The organism is Neobacillus sp. C211, assembly GCF_051842875.1.
In the GTDB taxonomy this organism is placed as follows: Bacteria; Bacillota; Bacilli; order Bacillales; family Cytobacillaceae; genus Neobacillus.
The window spans coordinates 117555-140347 of record NZ_JBPXRO010000014.1 but is presented as its reverse complement, the minus strand read 5'-3'; the positions used below and the strand labels follow the sequence as shown (position 1 = coordinate 140347).

Below are 22793 nucleotides of genomic sequence, written 5' to 3'. Positions count from 1 at the left end.
AGGAGTGTTCACATGAAAAAAAGCCACTTAAAATCACCAGATTTATTACCGATACACCATAAGGACAGGACAATCACCAAATTAGGTTACTCGTTTATGTGGGTGGGAATGGTGGTCGTTCTTGCCACCTTTGCGATTGGTGGAGCAGGGGTTAAGAGTTTATCTTTACCATGGGTCATTCTAGCAACGGTCATTGGAGGTCTTGCGATTGGATTTTTCATTTCATTGATCTCAGATATCGGAATTGAACATGGCTTGTCCTTCCCAGTTTATATGAGAGCACCGTTTGGAATAATCGGAACCCATATCCCTTCTATTACCCGAGGAATAACGGCATCGATGTGGTTCGGCGTAAATACTTACTTTGGCTCGACGGCGATGAATGGTATCTTAAATATTTTATTTGGCTTTGATAATTGGTTTGTTTGCTTCCTAATCTTTGCGGCGGTTCAACTGATTAATACTGCACTTGGTATAAAATCGATTGAGCGATTTGCCGATTTAGCCGCACCTATTATTCTGATCATTTCACTATGGATGTATGTGTCATTATCAGATCAGGCAACAGCTGCAGGCAGAGAGGTCTGGAGTTGGGTCGAGTCCCCTGTAACCGGCGGAGCTGCTTTTTCAGCCTTTTTAGTTGTTATTTTTAGTAATATGGGTTTTTGGGCGACATTAAGTGCAGATATTCCCACTATTTCACGCTTCATCAAGGCACCAAAAAATGAAAAGAACTGGTTTAAGCGAAATAGAGCTTCTTTAATGGGGAACCTTGTCGCAATGCCACTTACACAAACATTTATGATTGTCATTGGTGCGGTTTCCTATATTGCCGTATTAAACGCTGATCCAGTGGTCGCACTCCAAAAGGCAGCAAGCGGCTTTATCCTTGCTATATTACTGTTAATGATTGTCCTAGCCCAGTGGTCGACCAATACAGCAGCAAATGTTGTGCCAGCAGCAACCATTTTTTCAAACGTGGGCGGTCCGAAGTTCCCATTTTGGGCAGGTGTCATCACTGCTGGAATTGTCGGGACTATTGTTCAGCCATGGCAGTTGTTTGATGTTATTATTCAAGTTCTTCTCTTTGTCGGAGGTATTCTAGCAGCAATAGTCGGTATATTGTTTGCTGATTATTATCTGCTTCGGAAAAGACGTGTAAATGTAACAGAATTATACGAGAACCATGGCCAATTTAAATATATGGGCGGAGTAAATTTAGCTGGATTTATTGCCTGGATTATTGGGGCAGTAGCATCTTACTTTGTTCCGAATTATGGGTTTTTAGTTGGTTTTATCATTGGTGCTGGGGTGTATTATGTCCTCGCCAAATACTGGTGGTTCCAAAAGTATCCTCAGGCAGAAATCGTGGATCCGAGCGACGAGAAATATTTAGGTATTTCCGTAGGCCGGGATTGGGTAATTGAAGAAAACACATATGAAACAGTTATGGAAGAAATTCCAAATAATGTAGATTTATATTAAGCTAAACAGGATATAACAAATAGTTTATGAAATTAAAAGGGGGAGATTGGATGTCAGATTATCAGCAATTTCTAGATGAAAGAGACAAAATTGATTACTTTATTCAGAAAGGCTATCGAATTAATGGGGTTAAAGAACATTTAAATGGGGCAACTGTTGAATTTTTACATCCCCAAGGAAATGTATTTGAAACACTTTTGATTGGAACAGCAAATGCACGAAAATATTTTACTAGTCTTTTATTGAAGCAGAATCACACAAGTTCGTGAGTGCTAAGTGTTACAAGATAATATTAGGGGGTGGGAAGTTTGGAATTCTATTTAAGATCAAAGGATAATGCGTACCCTTGTGTAGTCACAATAGATGAAGACAATGGACGTTATACGATACGAAAATCTGATTCTAGCGGTGAGTACTTCAACTCTCCTAAAGAATTAGTGGCCTGGATCATGGAAAATTGGCAGTCTGAAGACTTTCTAGATCGTAATGAATTTGAGTCAATGCTTAGTAAAATAAAAGTATACTTCCCGATAATACTCTAGATATATAGTGAAAGGATTGGTTGCAGGACCAATCCTTTTTCACCTATTATTCTGTTTTCACTTTTGCGAGGAGAGCCAAATGATGAAAGAACATTTTCAATTAACGGTGGCAGATATTTTAAATCGAAAGCATTTTGAAAATGCACGTGTTATCGCTGGGGAAGACGGTATTCATCGATTCGTCAAATGGGTTCATATCGTCGAGGTCACCAGTATTCGAAATCTTCTTAATGGAGATGAACTTATTCTAGCAACAGGTGTTGCCTGGAAAGATAATACCGATTTATTTGTTTCGATGGTAATGGAATTTTTTGAAAACAATGCAGCTGGTTTATGTATTGAAATGGGGACATACATGACAGCCATCCCAGAGGAAGTGATAAATATTGCTAATGAACATCAATTTCCAATTATTATTTTTACACAGGAAGTTCCGTTTGTGAAAATTACTCAAGACATCCACTCAATCATTATTAACCAGCAATACCAGAAGATTTCAGATTTAGAGCATTACTCGCAAAGCTTAAATAAACGACTTCTAACGATGGAGAGTTATGGTGATATTCTTCAATGCATTTTTTCTGCATTGGATTTACAAATTATTTTCCGCTTAAAGAATCTGGACTATGAATTTGTCCCGGAAATTAGTCAAGCAGAACAAAAAAAACTAATGACTCAGCTTGAAGAGACCGAATTACACCCATGTGATCATATAGCGTCTGCCCCTATATTCTTATTTGGTCAAGAATATGCAGAGTTATTTATTTATTCAGAGGATATCCCTATAAGTGAATACGATTTTTTGATTTTGGATCGTACCGCAACAGCACTGGCCCAGCATTTATTAAGGGAAATGTATGTCGAAGAAAAAAAGCGCGTCGAGGAGTTTGAGTGGCTTTACGGCTGGCTTGAGGGTGAACATTCACTCGAAAGCATTAGTGAATATTTTACACAGAACGGGATTAAAACAAAAACGAATGAAGCAGTGGTCTTAATCACAAAGCTTATTCCTCTAAAAGAAAAAATAACCCAAGATGTTACCTATTTAAAGTTATTATTTCGCTCGGTATTTGAACAGAATGGCTTCACTGTGTTTCCTGTTGAAAAAAGGAATGAGCTTATATTCATTCTTGTAAATAATCGGACGAAAAAGAATGCAAAGGAACGGATTAAGAAGGCAATTGAATCCATTACAGAATCAGAGTTCATTAGAAAACAGTGCTCAGCAAAAATCTTGATTGCGGTAGGAAATTTTATTGGAAATTTAAATGAAGTACATAGAAGTTATCTCACAGCAAAGGAAACTCAGCGAATACAGCAAAAGATGACCAATAAAGCGACTTATTATTTTTATGAGGATCTGCATTTATATCGTCTTATTTCACAAATGAGTAAACACGTTAACCTAAAAGAGATTGCAGCAGAGTATTTACAGCCTGTTATTCAATATGATCAAAAATATAATGGCAAGCTGCTAGAGACATTAAAGGTCTATTTAGAATGTAATGGATCAAAACAAGAAGCCGCAAGTAAGCTATTTATTGTCAGGCAAACACTGTACCATCGCCTGCAAAAGCTTGAAAACATTCTGGGAGAAGACTTTATGGATCATGAAAAACGAGTAGCTATCGAATTCATGCTTCTTGTCCAAGATTACTTATCAGCTTCCCAACAAAATACAAGCAATACCAGTTTCAGAAAAACAGAATAAATGTCCAATTACTATTCAAATCGTCAAAGAATTGGTTCGCCTCAATTAACATTTTGTCTAATGAAAGCATGGTTTAGATACGAGATAATGAGATTATAAGGCTATCAAGGTAGAAAATTCAAAACACTATTTATAAAAAAATTAGGAGGTTATATATATGAGTGTAACAAAAAAAGATACGGCCATTTTAAAGAATTTCATTAACGGTGAATGGGTGAACTCGAACAGCGTCCAAACACTAGATGTACCCAATCCTGCTACGAATGAGCTGTTAACAAAGGTACCTGTGTCAACGAAAGAGGATGTAAATCTAGCGGTGGCAGCGGCTAAGGCTGCTTTTAAGGAGTGGAAAAATGTCCCGGTTCCAAAAAGAGCCAGAATTCTTTTTAAATACCACCATCTGTTAACTGAAAACCATAAAGAATTAGCAAGATTAATTGTGCTAGAAAATGGAAAGGCATACAAAGAAGCTTACGGTGAGGTCCAGCGCGGGATTGAGTGTGTTGAATTTGCATCAGGTGCTCCAACGTTAATGATGGGAGAAACGTTATCAGGTATTGCTGAAGATATTGATTCCGAAATGTTCCGATACCCTGTAGGGATTATCGGCGGGATTACACCCTTTAACTTCCCGATGATGGTCCCGCTATGGATGTTCCCGCTAGCGATCGCTTGTGGTAATACGTTTGTGCTAAAGCCATCAGAACGCACACCAATATTAGCTAATAGATTAGCAGAGTTGTTCATGGAAGCTGGTGCACCAAAAGGCGTGTTAAATGTGGTCCACGGTGCTCATGATGTTGTCAATGGCTTACTCGAGCATAAGGACATCGCGGCCATTTCATTTGTTGGCTCACAACCTGTTGCAAAGTATGTTTATCAGCGAGCTGCTGCAGAAGGAAAGAGAGTTCAAGCCCTATCTGGAGCTAAAAATCATCATATTGTCATGCCTGATGCAGATATGGATAAGGCTGTCCAACATGTGATAACTTCTACGTTTGGAAGTGCGGGACAACGTTGTATGGCCTGCAGTGCAGTTGTTGTTGTCGGTGATAATGAGCCGTTTGTAGCCGCATTAAAGAAAAAGGCAGATGAACTAATCATTGGTAACGGAATGGATGATGAAGTGTTATTAACACCGATTATCCGAAGGGAACACCGTGAAAAAGTACTTGGCTATATTGAAAAAGGGCTTGCGGAAGGCGCTGATTTAATTAGGGATGGACGCAGAGAAATGGATGAGCTCCCAGAAGGAAATTTCTTGGGACCTACTATTTTTGATCACGTCACACCTGAAATGACAATTGCCAGGGAGGAACTCTTTGCCCCGGTATTAAGTCTCCTACGTGCCAATGATTTAGACGAAGGGTTGGAATATATTCGAAAGTCCAGGTATGGCAACGGCGCAACCATCTATACGAACAATGCGAAAGCGATCCGTCAATTCCGTGAAGAAGCAGAAGCAGGTATGCTTGGCATTAATGTTGGCGTACCGGCAACAATGGCATTCTTCCCATTTTCGGGCTGGAAGGATTCCTTCTATGGTGACATGCATGTAAACGGGAAAGACGGTTTAAATTTCTATACTCGCAAAAAAATGATTACCTCTCGTTTTGACGGTTAAGTTAGTGGCAAGATTACTTTTGGTGTCAGGCACCAATATTTTGAAATGGAGGGAAGCGCGATGGTTCAAACAAGTCGTCCTCAGGAAACTTTATTGGAACAGGATGATAAATATGTATGGCACTCAATGAAGCCTTATAACCCTAAAGCCACAATCGTTGCAGCCAAGGCGGAAGGGTCATGGGTGACTGATTCAGACGGGAAACGTTACTTAGATGCGATGGCGGGCCTTTGGTGTGTGAACGTCGGTTATGGCAGGACCGAGCTTGCCGAAGCGGCCTATGAACAACTGAAGGAAATGGCCTATTTTCCACTTTCACAAAGCCATGTTCCAGCAATTAAACTAGCAGAAAAGCTGAATCAGATGTTAGGTGATGAATATGTCATCTTTTTCTCAAACAGCGGCTCTGAGGCAAACGAAACCGCCTTTAAAATAGTAAGACAGTACCATCAGCAAAGGGGTGAACATAATCGTTACAAAATTGTCTCCCGCTATCGAGCGTATCACGGGAATTCTATGGGGGCCTTGGCTGCCACCGGGCAAGCGCAAAGAAAATACAAGTACGAACCGCTTGCACCAGGTTTTATTCATGTTTCACCACCGGATTCCTACAGGGATGATACGAATGTAGGAGATCCGAAGGAATTGTCTTCCGTCAAAGAAGTAGACCGGACCATGACATGGGAGTTGAGTGAAACAATCGCAGCAATGATTATGGAACCGATTATTACCGGAGGTGGTGTCCTCATTCCGCCCGATGGCTATATGAAAGCGGCAAAAGAGGTATGTGAAAAACACGGGGCACTGCTCATTGTCGATGAGGTTATTTGTGGCTTCGGCCGTACAGGAAAGCCATTCGGGTATATGAACTATGGCGTGAAGCCAGACATTATAACGATGGCAAAAGGGATTACCAGTGCGTACCTGCCCCTTTCCGCTACAGCTGTCCGTAGAGACATTTACGAAGCATTTAAAGGCACTGAGGAGTATGATTACTTCCGCCATGTCAATACGTTTGGAGGAAATCCAGCTGCTTGTGCACTCGCCTTAAAAAACCTTGAAATTATGGAAAATGAAAAATTATTTGATCGTTCCCGTGATTTAGGGGAGCAACTCTTAAATGATTTGAAGAATCTTTTAAAAGATCATCCCCATGTTGGCGATGTCCGTGGAAAAGGGTTATTGATCGGAATTGAATTAGTAAAGGATAAGCGGACCAAGGAACCATTGGAGAATGACCTTGTCAATCAGGTTATCGCCAGTTGTAAGCAGGAAGGAATTATCATCGGAAAAAATGGCGCAACAGTAGCGGGATATAACAATGTATTAACATTGGCACCGCCATTAACGATTAAGCAGGTAGATTTAACCTTCCTGATCAAAACACTTACGGAGTCACTTCAGAAAATTAGATAAAAATAAAAAAGAACCCATGTATTTACAAATGTAAATTTCATGGGTTCTTTTTTTCAGAGGTTATCTATTTTTTCTCCTTCTAGGTCGAAACCGGAAATCGTCACTACTTTCATAATCGGTAAAGGTATTAACAACTGGGGCAGCATCCACAAAATTATTTTTCACTTTTTTAGGCATCACAGGCGCCACTTTAACCTCCTTAACTACATCAGCTACTACCACTTCAATCTCCTGTTGCGGCTTTTTGTTCTTAGCATTTCCAGTTTTATCTTGGACACCTTCAACGTTAGTACTCAAATTTTCTAGAGCAGTACTAAAAGTTTTAACCTCAGTACTTAGTGTTTCAACCCCAGTACTTAGTGTTTCAACCTCAGGACTTAGAGTTTCATCATCAGTACTAAAACTTTTTAATTCAGTATTAAAAGTTTTTAATTCAGTATTAAAAGTTTTTAATTCAGAACTAATAGTTCTAACTTCAGGTATTTCCTCTTTAATTTCATCAATTACTTCGATCACCTCAACCACCACTTCTTCATCAGCAACATTGTCCTCATTATCATTACTTAATTCCGCTTCATCCTCAGTTACTTCATCCATTTCGTCATCTTCGACTAAAGATTGTTGTTTTACTTTTATAATTTTTCCAAGTGCATTTGTCCTCATAACAGCAATTCCAATTATTTCATCAATTAGAGCAGTGAATTGATCAAAGTCCACATTATTTTCACCGCTAGTTTGGATGACTTTTAGAAAATCCTGATGAAATAGATTAAATTCTTGTTCGAACTGTTCGCTGTCCATTTCTCTAAAAGATGTCCCTTTAATACGAATAAATCCATAAATTAATTTACTCACTACCTTAGAAACGGCTTGCAATTCCTCTTCGCTTAAATCAGAATCATTAGTTAGATAATAATGGACATCCCGTAGGGTTTGATAATAACTCTTAAAATTCCGGCTTATTTCTAGGAAATCAAAATTATTCATTAGAAATATCCCTCCATATATATTTGATGTATAATATTCGGTTATCAGCACAATGCTCTTTTTTATTAAAGATATGTAGGGAATATGCATATAGAAGGGATTATTTTTATGAAAGTGATAAATTTTATTAAAGAGTGGCAGCAGGCACTTCAAAATGAAATATTCCATTTAAAAAAATTTGGCAGTAATAAATTTCAAGTTTCAAATGGCAGGTTGCTTTCAACGGAAGGTTCCTATACATACTACTTTGATACCGCTATTTCTATCCGTATACCGATTGGGTCTCAGGTTCGACTTGAATGGGGAAGCATGAAACTGAGTGGACGAGTCCTTTCTTCAGAAGGTAAAGGCGTGATGCTCTCCTTGGAGCAATCTTTCGGAGATTTAATCCATGAAGCGCAGCTTTTTCACGATCCTTGGGAGCTCCTAGAACAGCTCATTGAACGTCTCGATGAGATGAAAAAAAATAAGCAAAAACGAATCAGAGTGAAACGGTTGATGGACCCTTCGATGCCTGCTAAGCATCCGATGGAAAAAAGTAAAAGCAATGTTCATGAGTTAGTTTTACGTTCCAAATACAACCCCGTTACCTTCGTTTGGGGCCCACCTGGAACAGGTAAAACCTACACCTTGGCTCGTGTAGCTGCTAATAAATATTTTCAGGGAAAAAAAGTGTTGATTTTATCACACAGTAACCAAGCAGTTGATGTTCTAATTAGTGAGATTTCGAACTTTATTAATAAGAAGGGACGTTTCCAAGAAGGGGATGTGCTCCGCTATGGTTTCAATACAGGAGAGCAACTCGCCAATCATGAAGCAGTTACAACAAGTCAACTCCTTTTGAAAGAGGATCCTCAGCTTGCGGAAGATAAAGAAACTTTAATAGAGGAAAGACGGAAATTAAAACAGGATATCGCCCGTTCTTTTAGCAAAAGAGACACAAATCAATTGCTAGAGCTTGAGACCAAGATTGCCAGGGTCCTCGAAAAGATTCGCCATAAGGAACTTGAATTTATCAAGGATGCGTTTATTGTCGGGACAACATTGGCTAAGGCAGCGGGTGATGCAGCCATCTATGAAAAAGAATTTGAGATTGTAATCCTTGATGAGGCAAGCATGGCTTATGTTCCTCAGGCGGCATTCGCTGCTTCACTCGGAAAGCGTGTCATTATTTGTGGCGATTTTAAACAATTACCACCAATTGCCTCTTCTCGAGATCCGTTAGTCACGATGTGGCTAAAAGAGGACATCTTCCATCGGGCAGGTGTTGTCGATTGGGTAAAGGATGGGATGCTTCATCCGCACTTATTTTTATTAAAAGAGCAACGGAGAATGCACCCGGATATTTCTGCGTTTACGAATCAGACCATTTATCATTCGCTTGTGGGGGATCATGAAAGTGTTCTAAAAAGTAGAAAAAGAATCGTCGACCTTGCGCCTTTTCCAGGAATGGCAGCGGTACTTCTTGATACAAGTCATCTTGGGGCACATTGCATGACAGAAAAGGGGTCAAATTCACGGTTGAATTTGTGGCAGGTATTATTGTCTTTTCAATTAATCCATGAATCCTACCAGGCTGGGTCAAGATCGATTGGATATGTCACACCATACCGCGCTCAAGCCAATTTAATGGAGCTGATTCTAACAGATTTATATGAACAAGAACTCTTAGCAGCCGATATTATTGCTGCGACCGTACACAGATTCCAAGGCAGTGAGCGTGATGTCATGGTTTTTGACACCGTTGACAGTGAGCCACAAACACGGGCTGGGATGCTTCTAACTGGCAAGGATAGTGAAAGGTTGATCAATGTTGCGATCACACGAACGAAGGGAAAGTTCATTCATGTCAGCAATCAATCCTTTATCCGGAAGCATGTCTATAATCGTAAAACAATACGTCAGCTTGTAGAACATCAAGAAAAAAATCAGCAAACTATCGGGACAAAAGATATTGGAAAATGGATAAAGGATCAGCACCCCAGATTGCAATGGATCCATGCACTTAAGTTAGAGAAAGTATTCAGAGACATTGATTCTGCTAGATCATCGATCATTATTTCTTTACCAGAACAAACATTTCTTTCCGCACAATGGAAGGATAAGCTGAAAAATAGGAGCGATTCTGTAAAATTAACTGTCTATTCAGGAGAGCCTTGGACGGAGTTGCAACCAAATCAATTGCTGAACGAAAGCCAGTCGTTTCCATTTATCATGATTGATGAGCAGCTTTTGTGGTTAGGTTTACCGGTGGAGGCGGCAAAAGGAGTACAACCGCCTTATATTGCAGCCAGACTCAATTCAGAGAAGGTATGTGAGTATTTTATGGGACAGTTTCAGGCTCGGGAGTAGTTGTATTATAAGTTTGAGTGGAGGGGAGTCCCTCCACTTTTAAATAACCAGAATGATAATTTCACTAAATGAACTAATTTGTCTATAGTTTGACATAATAACCTAATTTAATTAAAATTAGGTTATATAATCTAATTAATTTGGTTAAAGGGGATAAAAAATGAATTATCCTATATCTATTTTTATTCTGGATGTTAGTAATTCCTCATCAGAAAAAATGGGGGAGGAACTCACTGTATATTTGGATGAGTTAGTCGACAGGATCACTTGTTGGACAAAGAATATTGGTCCTACCAAAATAAAGCATCGTGCTGGAGATGAAATTATTTTTGTTGGACCTGGTTATTCAACCGCTTATACGATTGCATTTTTTGTAAGCAGGGTATGGAGATACAAGGATCATATGCCTTATTTTGGCTTGGCTTTTGGTGATATTGAAAAAGAGTTAAAGGAAGTGGATCTTGAAAAATGGATCCATCCATTAGTCAAACAGGCAAGATATGCAAATGATTTAATAAAACAAGAAAAGCACAGAACGCTATTTAAGTTTGAACTGGACCAGTTTTACCCAAGTGATATGAATTACTCGTTACCCTATCACCAGTTCAGAAATGAATTTGAGAAACTGATGAATACGTTATTAAATTTGCAGCTCAAATTTATTAGGAGTCAAACGGAAATTCAGGAGCTCGTATGTTCGCTCTACCTTATTTTAAATCAGCAAAAGGCGATTGGTAAGCTTCTAGGGAGAACGGCTCCTACAATATCGAGCCATTTTAAAAAGGGAAATAGTGAAGAAATCCTAGATACTTTTTCAAAAATTATTAGTATACTGCATTCATTACAGGAAAAGGCCTACCCTGAATGTACAAACAATCCACAACAGATAAATGAAAAATTAACCAAAAGCATCCGGAATGATTTGAAGGGAAGAATAAATACACTCATTGATTCTTAGATTCCAGCATAGAGAGAGGAGAAACCATGTTATTTTTCTGTCTAGTTATTGCACACTTAATTGCTGATTTTTATTTACAAACAGATGACATGGTCATTGAAAAACGAAAGAATTTACGAAAGCATATCGTTCACCATTTTTTCATGACTGCACTTGTCCTTATCAGTTTCTGGATTTTCCAGTTCAATGTTGAGAATGTCCTTAAAAACTTATTAATCCCCTTGATTGTTATCGTGCTGACGCATCTTTTGGTGGATTTATTAAAGATTAAACTGCTTGAAAATATAAAAATAAATAACGAAGAAAACATGAAGCGGTTAGGTTTCTTCGTTCTAGATCAGTTACTGCATCTAGGAGTAATTATTTTAGCATGTGAGTTGTGTTTTGATTTTAAAATTGAACGTTTTTTTCAGAAGCAATCTAACCTGAATTTTATTGATTCTGTGCTATTTACAGTCATCATTGTTATCTTAGCAACAAGTGTAAGCGGGCATATGATCAAAATTCTCCTAGGAAACTTACCCAGCCAGCTTTTAACCTTTGAGGGGAAATATACATTTAAAAATGAACGAAATGAAGCAGAGATTTTACATAAGGGTAAAAACGGATTAACTGAGGTATACAATTATACTATTTTTAGTAAGCATGAACTTTCGCGTGGCAAATTAATCGGCTATATTGAGAGATTACTAGTTTTATTGCTAACGTTTTATAGTGCCTATCCAGCAATAGGATTTATTGTCACTGCCAAATCGATTGCCCGGTTTAAACAAATGGATGACAGGGAATGGGCAGAATATTTTCTGCTGGGAACACTTTCCTCGATGTTTCTAGGAATCACACTTGGCATTTTGTTAAAAGTAGTACTTACGTAAGCATCGAGTGGGTGCTTTTTTATAATTTATAGGGATTCAAAAAGTTGACGGAAAAATCATTTAGCATTACTATTATCTCGTATTCGAGATATTTAAAAAAGTGATGAACATTTTAGGACGATTAGGAAATGACCAAGTTTCTAACAATAACTGTAAGGAAACTTTTTAATTGAGGAAGGGGACGGACGACGATGAAACATATTTTTCAAAAAGGGAAAGACGCAAGCAAACCAACTTTTTTATTGCTGCATGGGACAGGCGGAACAGAATTAGATTTGATTCCTTTAGCAGGGAAAATCGATGAGGAGGCATCTTTTCTAAGTGTGCGTGGAAATGTCCTTGAAAATGGGATGCCGCGTTTTTTCCGAAGATTAGCGGAGGGTATTTTTGATGAAGAGGATCTTATTTTTCGCACAAAAGAATTATATGAATTTCTAGAAGATGCAGCTAAAAAATATGAATTTGATCGAAACAATGTCATTGCGATTGGATATTCAAATGGTGCAAATATTGCTGCCAGTTTGTTGTTCCAGTATCAAGATGCCTTAAAAGGAGCAATTCTCCATCATCCAATGGTTCCTTTAAGAGGGATTTCTTTGCCTGATTTATCAGGAACATCCGTATTTATTGGTGCTGGAACAAATGATCCTATTTGTTCACCATTGGAATCAGGTGAACTCGAAAAGATGTTGGAGCAGGCTCAGGCTAAGGTCCACCTTCATTGGGAGCATAATGGACATCAATTAACCTTTGATGAAGTTGAGGCAGCAGCGCAATGGTATAAAAAACTCATTAAAAAGAGCTAATCTATTTAGCTTTTTTTTTTCAATAATTTAAAATATTCTATTGACTTTTATCCAATTTCTAAGGATAATCAAAGAAATATAAATCGAAAACAGTTTGGGATTAGTAAATCTTTGGAACGTGATAGAGAGTGAAACCCGTTGGCTGAAAGGTTTCTCACGGAAAAAAGTCTGAACCTGCCCTCACACGCTGCTTATGCAAACATAAGCCGTCACCCTCGTTACGGGATTAAGTGGGTGCATGGCATCAATAAAGGTGGTACCGCGGAAACGACTTTCCGTCCTTTTTTTTAGGACAGAAGAGTCGTTTTTTTTATTTTATAAAAAGAAAGGTTCGGAATGCTATGAAAAAACAGCTGGTGGTTGTAAAGATTGGGAGCAGCTCACTCACAAATGCCTCAGGAACAATTTCTGAAGAAAAAATAAGAGACCATGTAGAGGCACTTGCCTTTTTGAAAGAGCAAGGCCATGAAGTTCTCCTTATTTCATCCGGAGCAGTTGCAGCAGGATTTGGCTCACTTGGATATCCATCTCGTCCAAAGACAGTTGCTGGGAAACAAGCGGCCGCAGCTGTGGGACAAGGGTTGTTGATGCAGAATTATATACAATTATTTAAAGAGTTTGCGATAGTTCCAGCCCAAATCCTATTAACTCGTGAAGATTTTTACAGCCAGGTTCGGTTTCATAACCTCTTTAATACCATTCATGAGTTACTTCAAAAAGGTGTATTACCGATCATTAATGAAAATGATTCGGTTGCGATTGAGGAATTGACTTTCGGTGACAATGATATGCTCTCAGCGCTCGTTAGTGGGTTTTTACATGCGAATGCATTGATTATTTTAACAGATGTGAATGGTTTATATGATGGCAATCCAAAATCATCGAAAGAGGCAAAAAAATATCATTTTATCCCTGAAATATCTGAAAAACTCCTCGGTGTTGCCGGAGAAAGCGGTTCTTCTGTTGGAACTGGTGGAATGAAATCAAAATTACTAGCTTCAAAAAAAGCTCTTTCCCTTGGTGTCAGTGTTTTCGTCGGCACTGGTGCTGGAAAGGAAAAACTGGTTGATATTTTAACTGGTAAGGGAGATGGGACGTATATAGGCGGACCATTCCAAACGCAAATGCAAATGAGAAAGCAATGGATTGCTTACCACTCTCAGGTCGGTGGTGTGATCGAAATTGATGATGGCGCGGAAAAGGCCGTTGTGTTCCAGGGCAAAAGTTTACTTCCTGTGGGTGTCACGAATGTCATTGGTGAGTTTAACGCCTTAGATGTGGTCGTTGTCCAGAATCAAAAAGGCAAAATTGTCGGGAAAGGCCAAATTTATTATTCTTCTAAGAATTTACTAAAAGTAAAAGGCTTGCCCAGTGAACAATCGAAGGATTATTCCATTAATAAAAAAGCAGAAGTCATTCATCGTGACAATTGGGTCACAATACCAAAGGAGTGAAACGGAATGAGTGAGTTGTTAGAAAAAGCCAGTAAATTAAAGAAAGCTGCTAAACAATTGGGAATGCTGTCAGCGGAAGAAAAAAACAATGCGTTATTGAAGATGGCTGACCATTTATTAACTGAAAAAGAATGGTTAATTACTGAAAATGCCAAGGATATTGAAGCGGGAAAAGAAAATGGATTTTCCGCTTCGCTGTTGGATCGACTGATGTTAACAGAAGAAAGAATCGAGCAGATCGTGGATGGGGTTCGCCAGTTAATTGATTTGAAGGATCCAATTGGTGAAATAATCGAAGCATGGGACCGTCCGAATGGTTTACAAATAGAGATGATCCGTGTCCCGCTCGGGGTGGTTGGAATGGTGTATGAAGCACGACCCAATGTTACCGTTGATGCGGGAAGTCTTTGCTTAAAAGCTGGAAATGCAGTTCTTTTAAGAGGGAGCTCTTCCGCCATTCATTCCAATAAGGCACTTGTCCATCTAATGCGCAAGGCACTTGCAGAAACGGCTATACCTGTCGATGCCGTTCAACTATTGGAGGACACGAGCCGTGAAACAGCTTCAGAAATGTTTAAACTGAATCAATACCTAGATGTTCTCATACCACGCGGCGGAGCTGGGTTAATTCAATCAGTGATCCAAAATGCTACGGTTCCAGTTTTGGAGACGGGTGTAGGCAACTGTCATGTTTTCATTGATGAAACAGCAAATGAAACGATGGCAATAGATATCGCAATTAATGCAAAATTGCACCGTCCATCTGTTTGTAATGCAGCCGAAACTGTAATCATTCACAAAAATTGGCCTTTTGCATCTGAATTATTAAGTTCGCTTCATGACCATGGGGTGGACCTGCGTGGAGATGAAGAATTAGCTTCTGCCTATTCATTTGTAAAACAAGCAACAGAAGAAGATTGGTACTCAGAATTTTCAGCACCAATTTTGGCGGTAAAACTGGTAAGTGATGTGAAGGAAGCAATTGACCATATTGATCAATATGGAACAAAACATTCTGAGGCAATTATTAGTGAAAATTCTGAAAATGTTGGTTTGTTTTTTCAGGCAGTGGATGCAGCGGTGTTATACCATAATGCATCGACTCGGTTCACCGATGGTGAGCAGTTTGGCTATGGGGCAGAAATAGGAATCAGCACACAAAAGCTTCATGCTCGTGGACCAATGGGGCTACGCGCACTCACAACGACAAAAGCGATTGTCCGTGGTACTGGACAAATTCGGTCATAATCATTTCAAGAAAAAAACAAGTAAGAAGGCTGGTTAGTCCTTACTTGTTTTTTATTTTACTTGTCTTTCGTTCGATGCTGTCAGATGGTTATGAAAATAAGGTATACTTTAAGTAGCAAACATATATTCTCATGATTGATTTTCTAGTGAGTTGGTGGGCCAATGTCAGAGGCTATTCATATATCGGTAAGAACGCTCGTTGAACATGTTTTCAAGAGCGGCAGTATTGATTCACGTTTCCGCACTCAATCGACGCTTCTGGATGGGACAAGGATTCATCAAAAGATTCAAAAAACGTATCAAGAAGATGATCAAAAAGAAGTGTATCTCCGTGCGGAAGTCCCATTTGAAGCGCTTTCCTTCATTATTGATGGCAGGTGTGATGGGTTATTGTTTCGTGAGGATGGAGTGATCATCGACGAAATCAAATCATTCTCACAGATGTCAGAGCAGATACAACAAGGCGGATACCCTGTTCACTGGGCACAAGCAAAGCTCTATGCCTATATGCATGCCAAGGATAATGATTTACAGGAAATCTTTGTCCAACTTACCTATGTCCAGGTTGAAACAGAAGTGAAAACATATTTTAAAAAGAAGTGTCAGATTTCAGAACTAGAAGCATTTGTTGGTCAGGTAATAGAAGACTATGCACCATTCGCTAAGCTGCTGCATGAGCATCGGGAAAAACGAAATGGAAGCTGTAAAGAGCTAGCCTTCCCATTTGATTCCTATCGCGAGGGACAGCGGAAATTAGCTGGAGTGGTTTATAAGACGATTTTAGATGAAAAAAATCTGTTCGCTAAAGCGCCAACAGGAATCGGCAAGACGATATCGGCACTCTTTCCTTCAGTAAAGGCAATCGGGGAGGGGCTTCTGAATCGAATTTTCTACCTTACGGCTAAAACGATTACCCGTACAACTGCCGAAGAGGCGTTTAAAAAAATGCGCTCTTCAGGTCTTTGTATGAACACGCTGACCATTACGGCTAAAGACAAGGTTTGTTTTAAAGAGGAAACTGTTTGCCAAAAGGATTATTGTGAATTTGCAAATGGCTATTATGATCGGATCAATGACGCGATTCATGATATCCTAACAAATGAAACCGGCATGACCCGTGAAATAATTGAAATATATGCAAGGAAACATACGGTCTGTCCATTTGAATTTTCGATTGACCTTGCCTATACAGTGGACTGTATCATCTGTGACTACAATTATATTTTCGACCCGCGGGTATCGCTAAAGCGTCTGTTTGAAGAGCAAAAAAAACATACCGTACTCCTAGTCGATGAGGCACATAATCTAGTGGACCGGGGGCGTGAGATGTTTTCAGCAACCTTAAACAAAGAATTATTTCTCCAATTGAAAAAGGATTTTAAGGGTGTCAATAAAGCAATATATGAGTCTGCAACCAAGCTAAATGCTTGGTTTATTTCCCTCAAAAAAGAAAATCTAGATAAATTTGAATTCACCATTGATCATTTGGATGAAGAATTAATTGAACAACTGATTCATTTTGTAGAAAGCGCAGAACAGGTTCTTCAAACAGAAACGTCTCAAACTCTTTTGGAAGCATACTTTGTTGTAAATAATTTTTTAAAAATTACCGAGTTGCTCGATGAACATTATGTCGTTTATGCCGAAAAAATTAAAAACGATTTACTCGTGAAGCTTTTTTGCATTGATCCTTCAAAGCTTCTTAAACAAATGGGGAAGGGCTATCGGTCAAAACTATTCTTTTCGGCCACATTGTCTCCTTTATCCTATTATCAAGATATCCTTGGTGGGAAGGAAGATGATTATGCAATATCTATCCCTTCACCATTTTCAAGCAATCAAGTCGACGTCTTTATCAATCCATTATCTACTCGTTACCGAGACCGGGAACAGACAAAGCGTTCAATTGTATCTGCAATCCAAGCCTTGATTAAAAACCGGCCAGGGAATTACTTTATCTTTTTCCCATCCTATCAGTATTTACTTACTGTTTATGACCAGTTCAAGCAACAAGACCTAGTAACCAATACGATCATCCAAGCATCAGGGATGACCGAAACTGAAAGGGAAGCTTTCTTGGCGGCATTTAAACCCAATCAAACAGAAACATTACTGGGCTTCGCTGTACTCGGCGGTATTTTTTCTGAGGGTGTCGATTTAATTGGAGATCGTTTAAATGGGGTTGTCGTTGTAGGTATAGGATTGCCTCAACTTTGTTTTGAGCGGAACCTCATTAAGGAACATTTTTATCAAAAAGACAAAAACGGTTATGACTATGCCTACGTATATCCTGGCATGAATAAAGTGCTGCAAGCAGGGGGGAGGTTGATTCGCTCGGAGGAGGACCACGGAACCATCGTATTGATCGATGACCGATTCCTCCAGCGACAGTATCAAATGCTCATGCCGCTGGAATGGCAGCAGTATACAGTTGGTTCTCCACAAACACCTCTATTAAAAGGCAAATAAACCCTTATGGAAGATATCCATAAGGGCTTTTTTAGTTAAATTTTTGATAAAATCCTAGTTTCCAACACGCAGATAATATTTATTTTTACAAATAAGGTGACAATTTTGGAAATTAAACATATAATTAATAAAAAGTTGCACAAGGTAAAAACTTTGAAGGCGGGGAAAGAGAGATGGATAACCCTAAAATTATCAAACTTGTAAATGGTCAAAAAGGAAATTTAATAAAAATAACTGATATACATCTAGAGGGTGTCATGAGAAGAAGATTATTAGATTTAGGATTTGTGAATGGAGCGATCGTAGAGGTTATCCGGAAAAGTCCGTTGGGAGATCCAATTGCTTTTCGTGTCAGTCAAACAACCATCGCACTACGAAGAGAGGAAAGCTCAAAAATAGAGGGGGAGTTGGTATCTAATGGGTAAAGAATATCGAATTGCCTTAGCTGGAAATCCGAATACGGGGAAAAGTACCTTGTTCAATGCCTTAACCGGCCTCAGACAACATACAGGGAATTGGGCAGGAAAAACCGTTTCACTTGCACACGGGACTGTTCAGCATAAAGATAAAACGTTTAATCTTATTGACCTTCCTGGCACCTACTCACTTTTCTCGAATTCAACGGATGAAGAAGAAGCTCGAAATTATATCGTTTTTGAAAAACCAGATGTGACGGTTGTGGTATTAGATGCGACTTCATTAGAGCGGAATTTTAATCTTGCTTTACAGGTATTAGAGATGACTACAAATGTTGTCATTTGTATCAATTTAATTGATGTTGCGGAAGAACAAGGAATTCAAATTAATGAACGATTGTTGACCAATCGGTTGGGAGTTCCTGTTATCAAGATTTCTGCCAGGAACAAAAAGGGATTCCCTATGCTCTTAGATACCATTGATCGAATTGTGACAGGGGCGATTGAATGCAACCCAGTTCAAGTGTCTTATCCTGCTGAGATCGAAGCCAAGATTAAAAAAATTGAACCTAAAGTACGTGAATTTGTTGGCGATCAATTATCCGCTCGTTGGGTTTCTTTGAGATTGCTAGATGGAGACGAAACATTACTGAATGAAATTAGCAACCGATTGGTTGCAGGAGGTGGTTTAGAGAATGAGTATTCAAAAGCTTTATGCTGAAGCTCAGGAGCTGTCGACACCAAAGCTAAGAGATGACATTGTTCAAAACCTCTACGATCGCAGTCATAAATTATGTCATGAAGGAATTACCTATACACAATCAAAAAGGGATACTCGAACCGAAAAGCTGGACGCGATTTTTACTTCACCTATTTTTGGTTTTCCCATCATGATTACTATGTTAGGAGTTCTCTTTTATTTAACCATCGCTGGAGCAAATATCCCATCCTCCATGTTAGCTGAGCTTTTTGGATTCTTAGAGGGGTATATTACATCATTTTTTACCTTCCTGCATGCTCCAGATTGGTTGCACGGTGTCCTTGTTCTCGGTTTATATCGAGGAACAACATGGGTGATTAGCGTTATGCTCCCGCCGATGGCGATCTTTTTTCCAACATTTGCATTATTGGAAAATTATGGTTATCTTCCTAGGGTAGCCTTTAACATGGATCGGCTGTTTAAAAGGGTAGGTGCCCATGGGAAGCAATCGTTAACAATGGCAATGGGCTTTGGTTGTAATGCAGCTGCGGTGATTTCCACGAGGATTATTGAATCACCAAGAGAGCGGATGCTGGCCATCCTAACAAACAACTTTGTTCCATGTAATGGTCGATGGGGAACTTTAATTGTTTTAGCTTCGTTATTCATGGCGGCTAATTTTACAGGTGGGGTTGCATCACTAGTTACCACTGGCGTCGTTGTTGGTATTGTTTTATTTGGTATAGTGGTTACCTTTTTTGTTTCTTGGGTTCTTTCGAAAACGGCCCTTAAAGGAGTACCAACTCACTACACGTTAGAACTACCGCCTTACCGTAAACCGAAGATATTAGATACCGTGATACGGTCGTCTCTAACAAAATCTTGGTCTGTATTGATGCGTGCTGTTAAAGTGGCAGCACCTGCCGCAATTCTTACCTGGGTGTTCGCGAATATTTACATTGGTGATACCAGTATTTTGATGTATGCTGTTGAGTTTTTGGACCCATTTGGAAAAATGCTTGGTCTTGACGGTTATATCATGATGGCGTTTATTTTGGGGTTACCGGCAAACGAAATTGTCCTTCCAATCCTATTGATGGGTTATTTATCAACAGGATCTTTAACCGAAGTTGATAGCATGGTAGATTTGAAGAAAATCTTTCTTGATCACGGTTGGACGTGGCTCACTGCACTAAATATGATGTTATTTTCGTTGCTTCATTATCCGTGCGGCACGACTTTGCTTAATATTTATAAAGAAACAAAGAGTAAGAAATGGACATTTCTTGCCTTCTTGATTCCAACTGTTATTGCGATTCTTGTTCCACTTATTATCACACAAACAGTTAGATATTTTGGCTTACTTTAAAAATCGCTATAATAAATGTTTAAAAGGGACTGACACTTTTGTCAGTCCCTTTACTATTGCTGGAAGATATTTGGGCTTGGTGGGATTTGAACCCACAAGACACACTGCAGTCAACAAAAGGGACTACACGTTGCTCTACCACTTGAGCTACAAGCCCTGATTTTATTTTGACCATGTTCCTCGAAAATATCCTTTTCAAATTTAAAGAATTAATCTACCGTCCCAGTTTGTTTGATATTCACCTTTACATGTACATGAACTTTTGCTGTTGGATAGAATCTCTTCCATTTTTTTTCATTAAAATCGCGATCTTGTTCTCTATATGTTGCACCTAGACCTAAAGGGTCCACGCCATTTTTTTGAAACTTTTTGATGAGTTTTAATGAGTTTTTTTCTAATTGCTCGGCAATTTCCTTTTGGATATGTTTTTTATCCAATGCTACCCTCTTTTTCTTTGGAGATGTGAATTCTTGAAGCCTTGTTTTCATCTTAAGATTAATCGTAAATTCCGGTCGGCCTTTTTTTATTTTTACTTGATAGTGTGCTTTTGAATGAAGATTATCTAGAACGACCCTTTCACCATTTTTTAAAGTGAAACGCTGTAAGCCTTGTTTATATTTATTAACTAAACATTTAAAAGTGAATGCATCCTCCATAAAAATAGGGAAGACATATCGATCATCTTTTAATATCGCAATGCCAATAATTTTAATATTATCTTCTACCTGTTTGATTAATGGTAAGTAGGGATCCTGTCCATTTTGGTTAAATTGAAATAAATATGTTTGTAAATTTGATTCAGGAAGATTATCTGATTTCATGGATTGATCCAGCATTTCTTGTACAAACAACGAAACATTTTCTTTTTTGAATTTCTCTATTTTAAGTAGTTCACTGGCATCCCCATCGACGACAGCCATTTGAATAATACTGCCTATGGAAGGGTCACGGTTTAGGGTGTCAACAACATCAGTAATCCCTTTTTTTGCTAGTGATTTTCCAAAAAGTGCAACCCGTAATTGACCGCTGACTAATGGATACCGTGACTCATTATTTATATTGCTCCGAATTTCTTTACTCGTTTCACCTAAGCTTATTTTGACTTCAGTGGTAGAGGGCTGATCCTTCTTATAAATTGGATAGGTAATGGTTCCTTTTATCATTTTCTTTCCGGCCCAATCATATCCTACCCCTTGGGCCATATTTATTTGATTGACGATATTGGGTGGTATCAGAGAACAACCGGATAATAAGAAAATAGTAACCCATATTCCTATTAAGGTTCGATTAGCCATTTTGTTTTCTCCTTCTTAGTATTGTGAAAATTATTAGGAGGATTGGGATGTAGCCATAAAAGATCCATAAATTCATTTGGGTTACGTATTTATCCAGTGTTTCTTTCAATTGTTCGTTTATTAATTGAGATATAACCACACTAAGAAGACTTAGAATAATTAAATAGTTCTTTTGCTTCCTTTTAAAAATTCTCTTTAGACCTCTGGTAGAACACCATAATAGAAGGGCAAGTAATGCTGAAACAATGATGAGATACATTGATATATATAAGTACTCAAAGCGCTCCAAATAAGAAAGTCGAATAATTTTTATTAAAGATAATTCTGGCCAAATTGTTTCTTTTAACTGTTTTTCACTATAAAACGTAAATGATACTATCGCAGAAAGCGTATATAGTAAGGTAGTAAACAATACAGCTAAATGAGCGTACTTTTTTGACGATTTAGGATCTCTTATAAATGGATAGAACATGAGTAACGATTCTGTTCCAGCTAATGTATACATAGAGCTTTTTATTGCATCCAACATGTCCCTAAAGGAATGATTCATGATTGGCAGTAAATTGGTAAAATGTGCTTCCTTAAATGGAAAAATATAAAGGACGATTAGGATGATTTGTGGAAAAATAAATGACAAAAAAGAAATACCAACAACAACCCGAAATCCTCCAGACACACAATAATAAACGGATACAAGTATTAATGAACTTAGAATCCATGAAGGTAAAGTGGGGAACATCCATACTTGAATAATCTCTATAAATCCAAGTAAGACTGAAACACTTGCCAGCCAATAATAAAACATGATGATAAAACTAAAAAAACTACCTATAATTTTCCCAAAAACTTTTGAATGGACATCAACAATGTCACCTTCTGCACTTCCCAGCAGCTTATAAACTAACCAAATAAATACTTGTACAAAAACCCCTGCCAATAATACGCCAATCCATGCATCATAGCCGGCTTTCGCAGCAATGGTTCTTTGGAATCCTAAAATACCAACCCCAACCTGAGAACTATAAACAATAAAGAACACTAAATAGGGAGATACCTGATGTCTTTTATTTACCTGCAATGGAATAC

At 38.5% G+C, this 22793-nt stretch carries 18 protein-coding genes and 1 tRNA gene; 15 read left to right on the top strand and 4 right to left on the bottom strand.

Features of this window, described 5'->3' with window-relative positions; translation table 11 throughout:
• Positions 1-12 precede the first annotated feature (12 nt).
• The 5 genes from ACSU6B_RS15170 to ACSU6B_RS15150 all read left to right on the top strand — a co-directional run bounded on the left by ACSU6B_RS15170 (position 13) and on the right by ACSU6B_RS15150 (position 6778).
• The gene (locus ACSU6B_RS15170; protein ID WP_410886396.1) at positions 13-1485 is read left to right on the top strand and encodes an NCS1 family transporter; all 1473 of its coding nucleotides are present in this window, start codon (positions 13-15) and stop codon (positions 1483-1485) included.
• A gap of 50 nt (positions 1486-1535) precedes the next feature.
• Positions 1536-1754 carry a hypothetical protein gene (locus ACSU6B_RS15165; protein ID WP_410886394.1) on the top strand — a complete coding sequence of 73 codons (219 nt, stop codon included), beginning with the start codon at positions 1536-1538 and terminating at the stop codon, positions 1752-1754.
• A 355-nt stretch (positions 1755-2109) separates the two neighbouring features.
• The gene (locus tag ACSU6B_RS15160; protein ID WP_410886430.1) at positions 2110-3738 is read left to right on the top strand and encodes a PucR family transcriptional regulator; all 1629 of its coding nucleotides are present in this window, start codon (positions 2110-2112) and stop codon (positions 3736-3738) included.
• A 157-nt stretch (positions 3739-3895) separates the two neighbouring features.
• Positions 3896-5362, top strand: a complete 1467-nt coding sequence (locus ACSU6B_RS15155; RefSeq protein WP_410886392.1) for a CoA-acylating methylmalonate-semialdehyde dehydrogenase — start codon at positions 3896-3898, stop codon at positions 5360-5362.
• 60 nt (positions 5363-5422) lie between these two features.
• Entirely contained in the window at positions 5423-6778 is a 1356-nt protein-coding gene (locus ACSU6B_RS15150; protein ID WP_410886390.1) for an aspartate aminotransferase family protein, read from the top strand.
• 60 nt (positions 6779-6838) lie between these two features.
• On the opposite strand, the gene ACSU6B_RS15145 is transcribed toward ACSU6B_RS15150, so the two are convergent.
• Positions 6839-7765 carry a hypothetical protein gene (locus ACSU6B_RS15145; protein ID WP_410886388.1) on the bottom strand — a complete coding sequence of 309 codons (927 nt, stop codon included), beginning with the start codon at positions 7763-7765 and terminating at the stop codon, positions 6839-6841.
• A gap of 108 nt (positions 7766-7873) precedes the next feature.
• On the opposite strand from ACSU6B_RS15145, the gene ACSU6B_RS15140 reads away from it, so the two are divergent.
• The 10 genes from ACSU6B_RS15140 (at position 7874) to ACSU6B_RS15095 (ending at position 20412) form a co-directional block, all read left to right on the top strand.
• Entirely contained in the window at positions 7874-10117 is a 2244-nt protein-coding gene (locus ACSU6B_RS15140; protein WP_410886386.1) for an AAA domain-containing protein, read from the top strand.
• A 160-nt stretch (positions 10118-10277) separates the two neighbouring features.
• Entirely contained in the window at positions 10278-11075 is a 798-nt protein-coding gene (locus ACSU6B_RS15135; protein ID WP_215004396.1) for a hypothetical protein, read from the top strand.
• A gap of 26 nt (positions 11076-11101) precedes the next feature.
• Complete coding sequence (locus ACSU6B_RS15130) at positions 11102-11950, top strand: DUF3307 domain-containing protein (protein WP_410886384.1); 849 nt, start codon at positions 11102-11104, stop codon at positions 11948-11950.
• Between the two features lie 191 nt (positions 11951-12141).
• Entirely contained in the window at positions 12142-12756 is a 615-nt protein-coding gene (locus ACSU6B_RS15125; protein ID WP_410886382.1) for an alpha/beta hydrolase, read from the top strand.
• A 341-nt stretch (positions 12757-13097) separates the two neighbouring features.
• The gene (proB, locus tag ACSU6B_RS15120) at positions 13098-14210 is read left to right on the top strand and encodes a glutamate 5-kinase (RefSeq protein ID WP_410886380.1); all 1113 of its coding nucleotides are present in this window, start codon (positions 13098-13100) and stop codon (positions 14208-14210) included.
• 6 nt (positions 14211-14216) lie between these two features.
• The gene (locus ACSU6B_RS15115; protein WP_410886378.1) at positions 14217-15458 is read left to right on the top strand and encodes a glutamate-5-semialdehyde dehydrogenase; all 1242 of its coding nucleotides are present in this window, start codon (positions 14217-14219) and stop codon (positions 15456-15458) included.
• Positions 15459-15620: 162 nt separating this feature from the next.
• Positions 15621-17927, top strand: coding sequence for an ATP-dependent DNA helicase (locus tag ACSU6B_RS15110; RefSeq protein ID WP_410886376.1), 2307 nt, complete (start codon positions 15621-15623; stop codon positions 17925-17927).
• Positions 17928-18100: 173 nt separating this feature from the next.
• Positions 18101-18352: a FeoA family protein gene (locus ACSU6B_RS15105; protein WP_215004383.1), complete on the top strand. Its 252-nt coding sequence runs from the start codon at positions 18101-18103 to the stop codon at positions 18350-18352.
• Positions 18345-19064, top strand: a complete 720-nt coding sequence (locus ACSU6B_RS15100) for a FeoB small GTPase domain-containing protein (RefSeq protein ID WP_410886374.1) — start codon at positions 18345-18347, stop codon at positions 19062-19064. The genes ACSU6B_RS15105 and ACSU6B_RS15100 overlap by 8 nt, the downstream gene beginning before the upstream one ends.
• Positions 19039-20412 (top strand): nucleoside recognition domain-containing protein, encoded by a 1374-nt coding sequence (locus ACSU6B_RS15095; protein WP_410886372.1) that lies wholly within the window; start codon positions 19039-19041, stop codon positions 20410-20412. The genes ACSU6B_RS15100 and ACSU6B_RS15095 overlap by 26 nt, the downstream gene beginning before the upstream one ends.
• Positions 20413-20483: 71 nt before the next feature.
• Here ACSU6B_RS15095 and ACSU6B_RS15090 read toward each other — a convergent pair.
• From ACSU6B_RS15090 to ACSU6B_RS15080, 3 genes are all read right to left on the bottom strand, one after another.
• A tRNA-OTHER gene (locus ACSU6B_RS15090) sits at positions 20484-20569 on the bottom strand.
• Between the two features lie 52 nt (positions 20570-20621).
• On the bottom strand, positions 20622-21707 hold the full coding sequence (locus tag ACSU6B_RS15085; protein WP_410886370.1) for a Ger(x)C family spore germination protein: 1086 nt from the start codon (positions 21705-21707) through the stop codon (positions 20622-20624).
• On the bottom strand, positions 21700-22785 hold the full coding sequence (locus ACSU6B_RS15080) for a GerAB/ArcD/ProY family transporter (protein WP_410886368.1): 1086 nt from the start codon (positions 22783-22785) through the stop codon (positions 21700-21702). The genes ACSU6B_RS15085 and ACSU6B_RS15080 overlap by 8 nt, the downstream gene beginning before the upstream one ends.
• Positions 22786-22793 lie beyond the last annotated feature (8 nt).

What these genes read in the sequence shown, in the direction of transcription:
- ACSU6B_RS15170 (WP_410886396.1), top strand. Translation starts at nt 13, where the DNA reads ATGAAAAAAAGCCACTTAAAATCACCAGATTTATTACCGATACACCAT.
- ACSU6B_RS15165 (WP_410886394.1), top strand. Translation starts at nt 1,536, where the DNA reads ATGTCAGATTATCAGCAATTTCTAGATGAAAGAGACAAAATTGATTAC.
- ACSU6B_RS15160 (WP_410886430.1), top strand. Translation starts at nt 2,110, where the DNA reads ATGAAAGAACATTTTCAATTAACGGTGGCAGATATTTTAAATCGAAAG.
- ACSU6B_RS15155 (WP_410886392.1), top strand. Translation starts at nt 3,896, where the DNA reads ATGAGTGTAACAAAAAAAGATACGGCCATTTTAAAGAATTTCATTAAC.
- ACSU6B_RS15150 (WP_410886390.1), top strand. Translation starts at nt 5,423, where the DNA reads ATGGTTCAAACAAGTCGTCCTCAGGAAACTTTATTGGAACAGGATGAT.
- ACSU6B_RS15145 (WP_410886388.1), bottom strand. Translation starts at nt 7,765, where the DNA reads ATGAATAATTTTGATTTCCTAGAAATAAGCCGGAATTTTAAGAGTTAT.
- ACSU6B_RS15140 (WP_410886386.1), top strand. Translation starts at nt 7,874, where the DNA reads ATGAAAGTGATAAATTTTATTAAAGAGTGGCAGCAGGCACTTCAAAAT.
- ACSU6B_RS15135 (WP_215004396.1), top strand. Translation starts at nt 10,278, where the DNA reads ATGAATTATCCTATATCTATTTTTATTCTGGATGTTAGTAATTCCTCA.
- ACSU6B_RS15130 (WP_410886384.1), top strand. Translation starts at nt 11,102, where the DNA reads ATGTTATTTTTCTGTCTAGTTATTGCACACTTAATTGCTGATTTTTAT.
- ACSU6B_RS15125 (WP_410886382.1), top strand. Translation starts at nt 12,142, where the DNA reads ATGAAACATATTTTTCAAAAAGGGAAAGACGCAAGCAAACCAACTTTT.
- proB (WP_410886380.1), top strand. Translation starts at nt 13,098, where the DNA reads ATGAAAAAACAGCTGGTGGTTGTAAAGATTGGGAGCAGCTCACTCACA.
- ACSU6B_RS15115 (WP_410886378.1), top strand. Translation starts at nt 14,217, where the DNA reads ATGAGTGAGTTGTTAGAAAAAGCCAGTAAATTAAAGAAAGCTGCTAAA.
- ACSU6B_RS15110 (WP_410886376.1), top strand. Translation starts at nt 15,621, where the DNA reads ATGTCAGAGGCTATTCATATATCGGTAAGAACGCTCGTTGAACATGTT.
- ACSU6B_RS15105 (WP_215004383.1), top strand. Translation starts at nt 18,101, where the DNA reads ATGGATAACCCTAAAATTATCAAACTTGTAAATGGTCAAAAAGGAAAT.
- ACSU6B_RS15100 (WP_410886374.1), top strand. Translation starts at nt 18,345, where the DNA reads ATGGGTAAAGAATATCGAATTGCCTTAGCTGGAAATCCGAATACGGGG.
- ACSU6B_RS15095 (WP_410886372.1), top strand. Translation starts at nt 19,039, where the DNA reads ATGAGTATTCAAAAGCTTTATGCTGAAGCTCAGGAGCTGTCGACACCA.
- ACSU6B_RS15085 (WP_410886370.1), bottom strand. Translation starts at nt 21,707, where the DNA reads ATGGCTAATCGAACCTTAATAGGAATATGGGTTACTATTTTCTTATTA.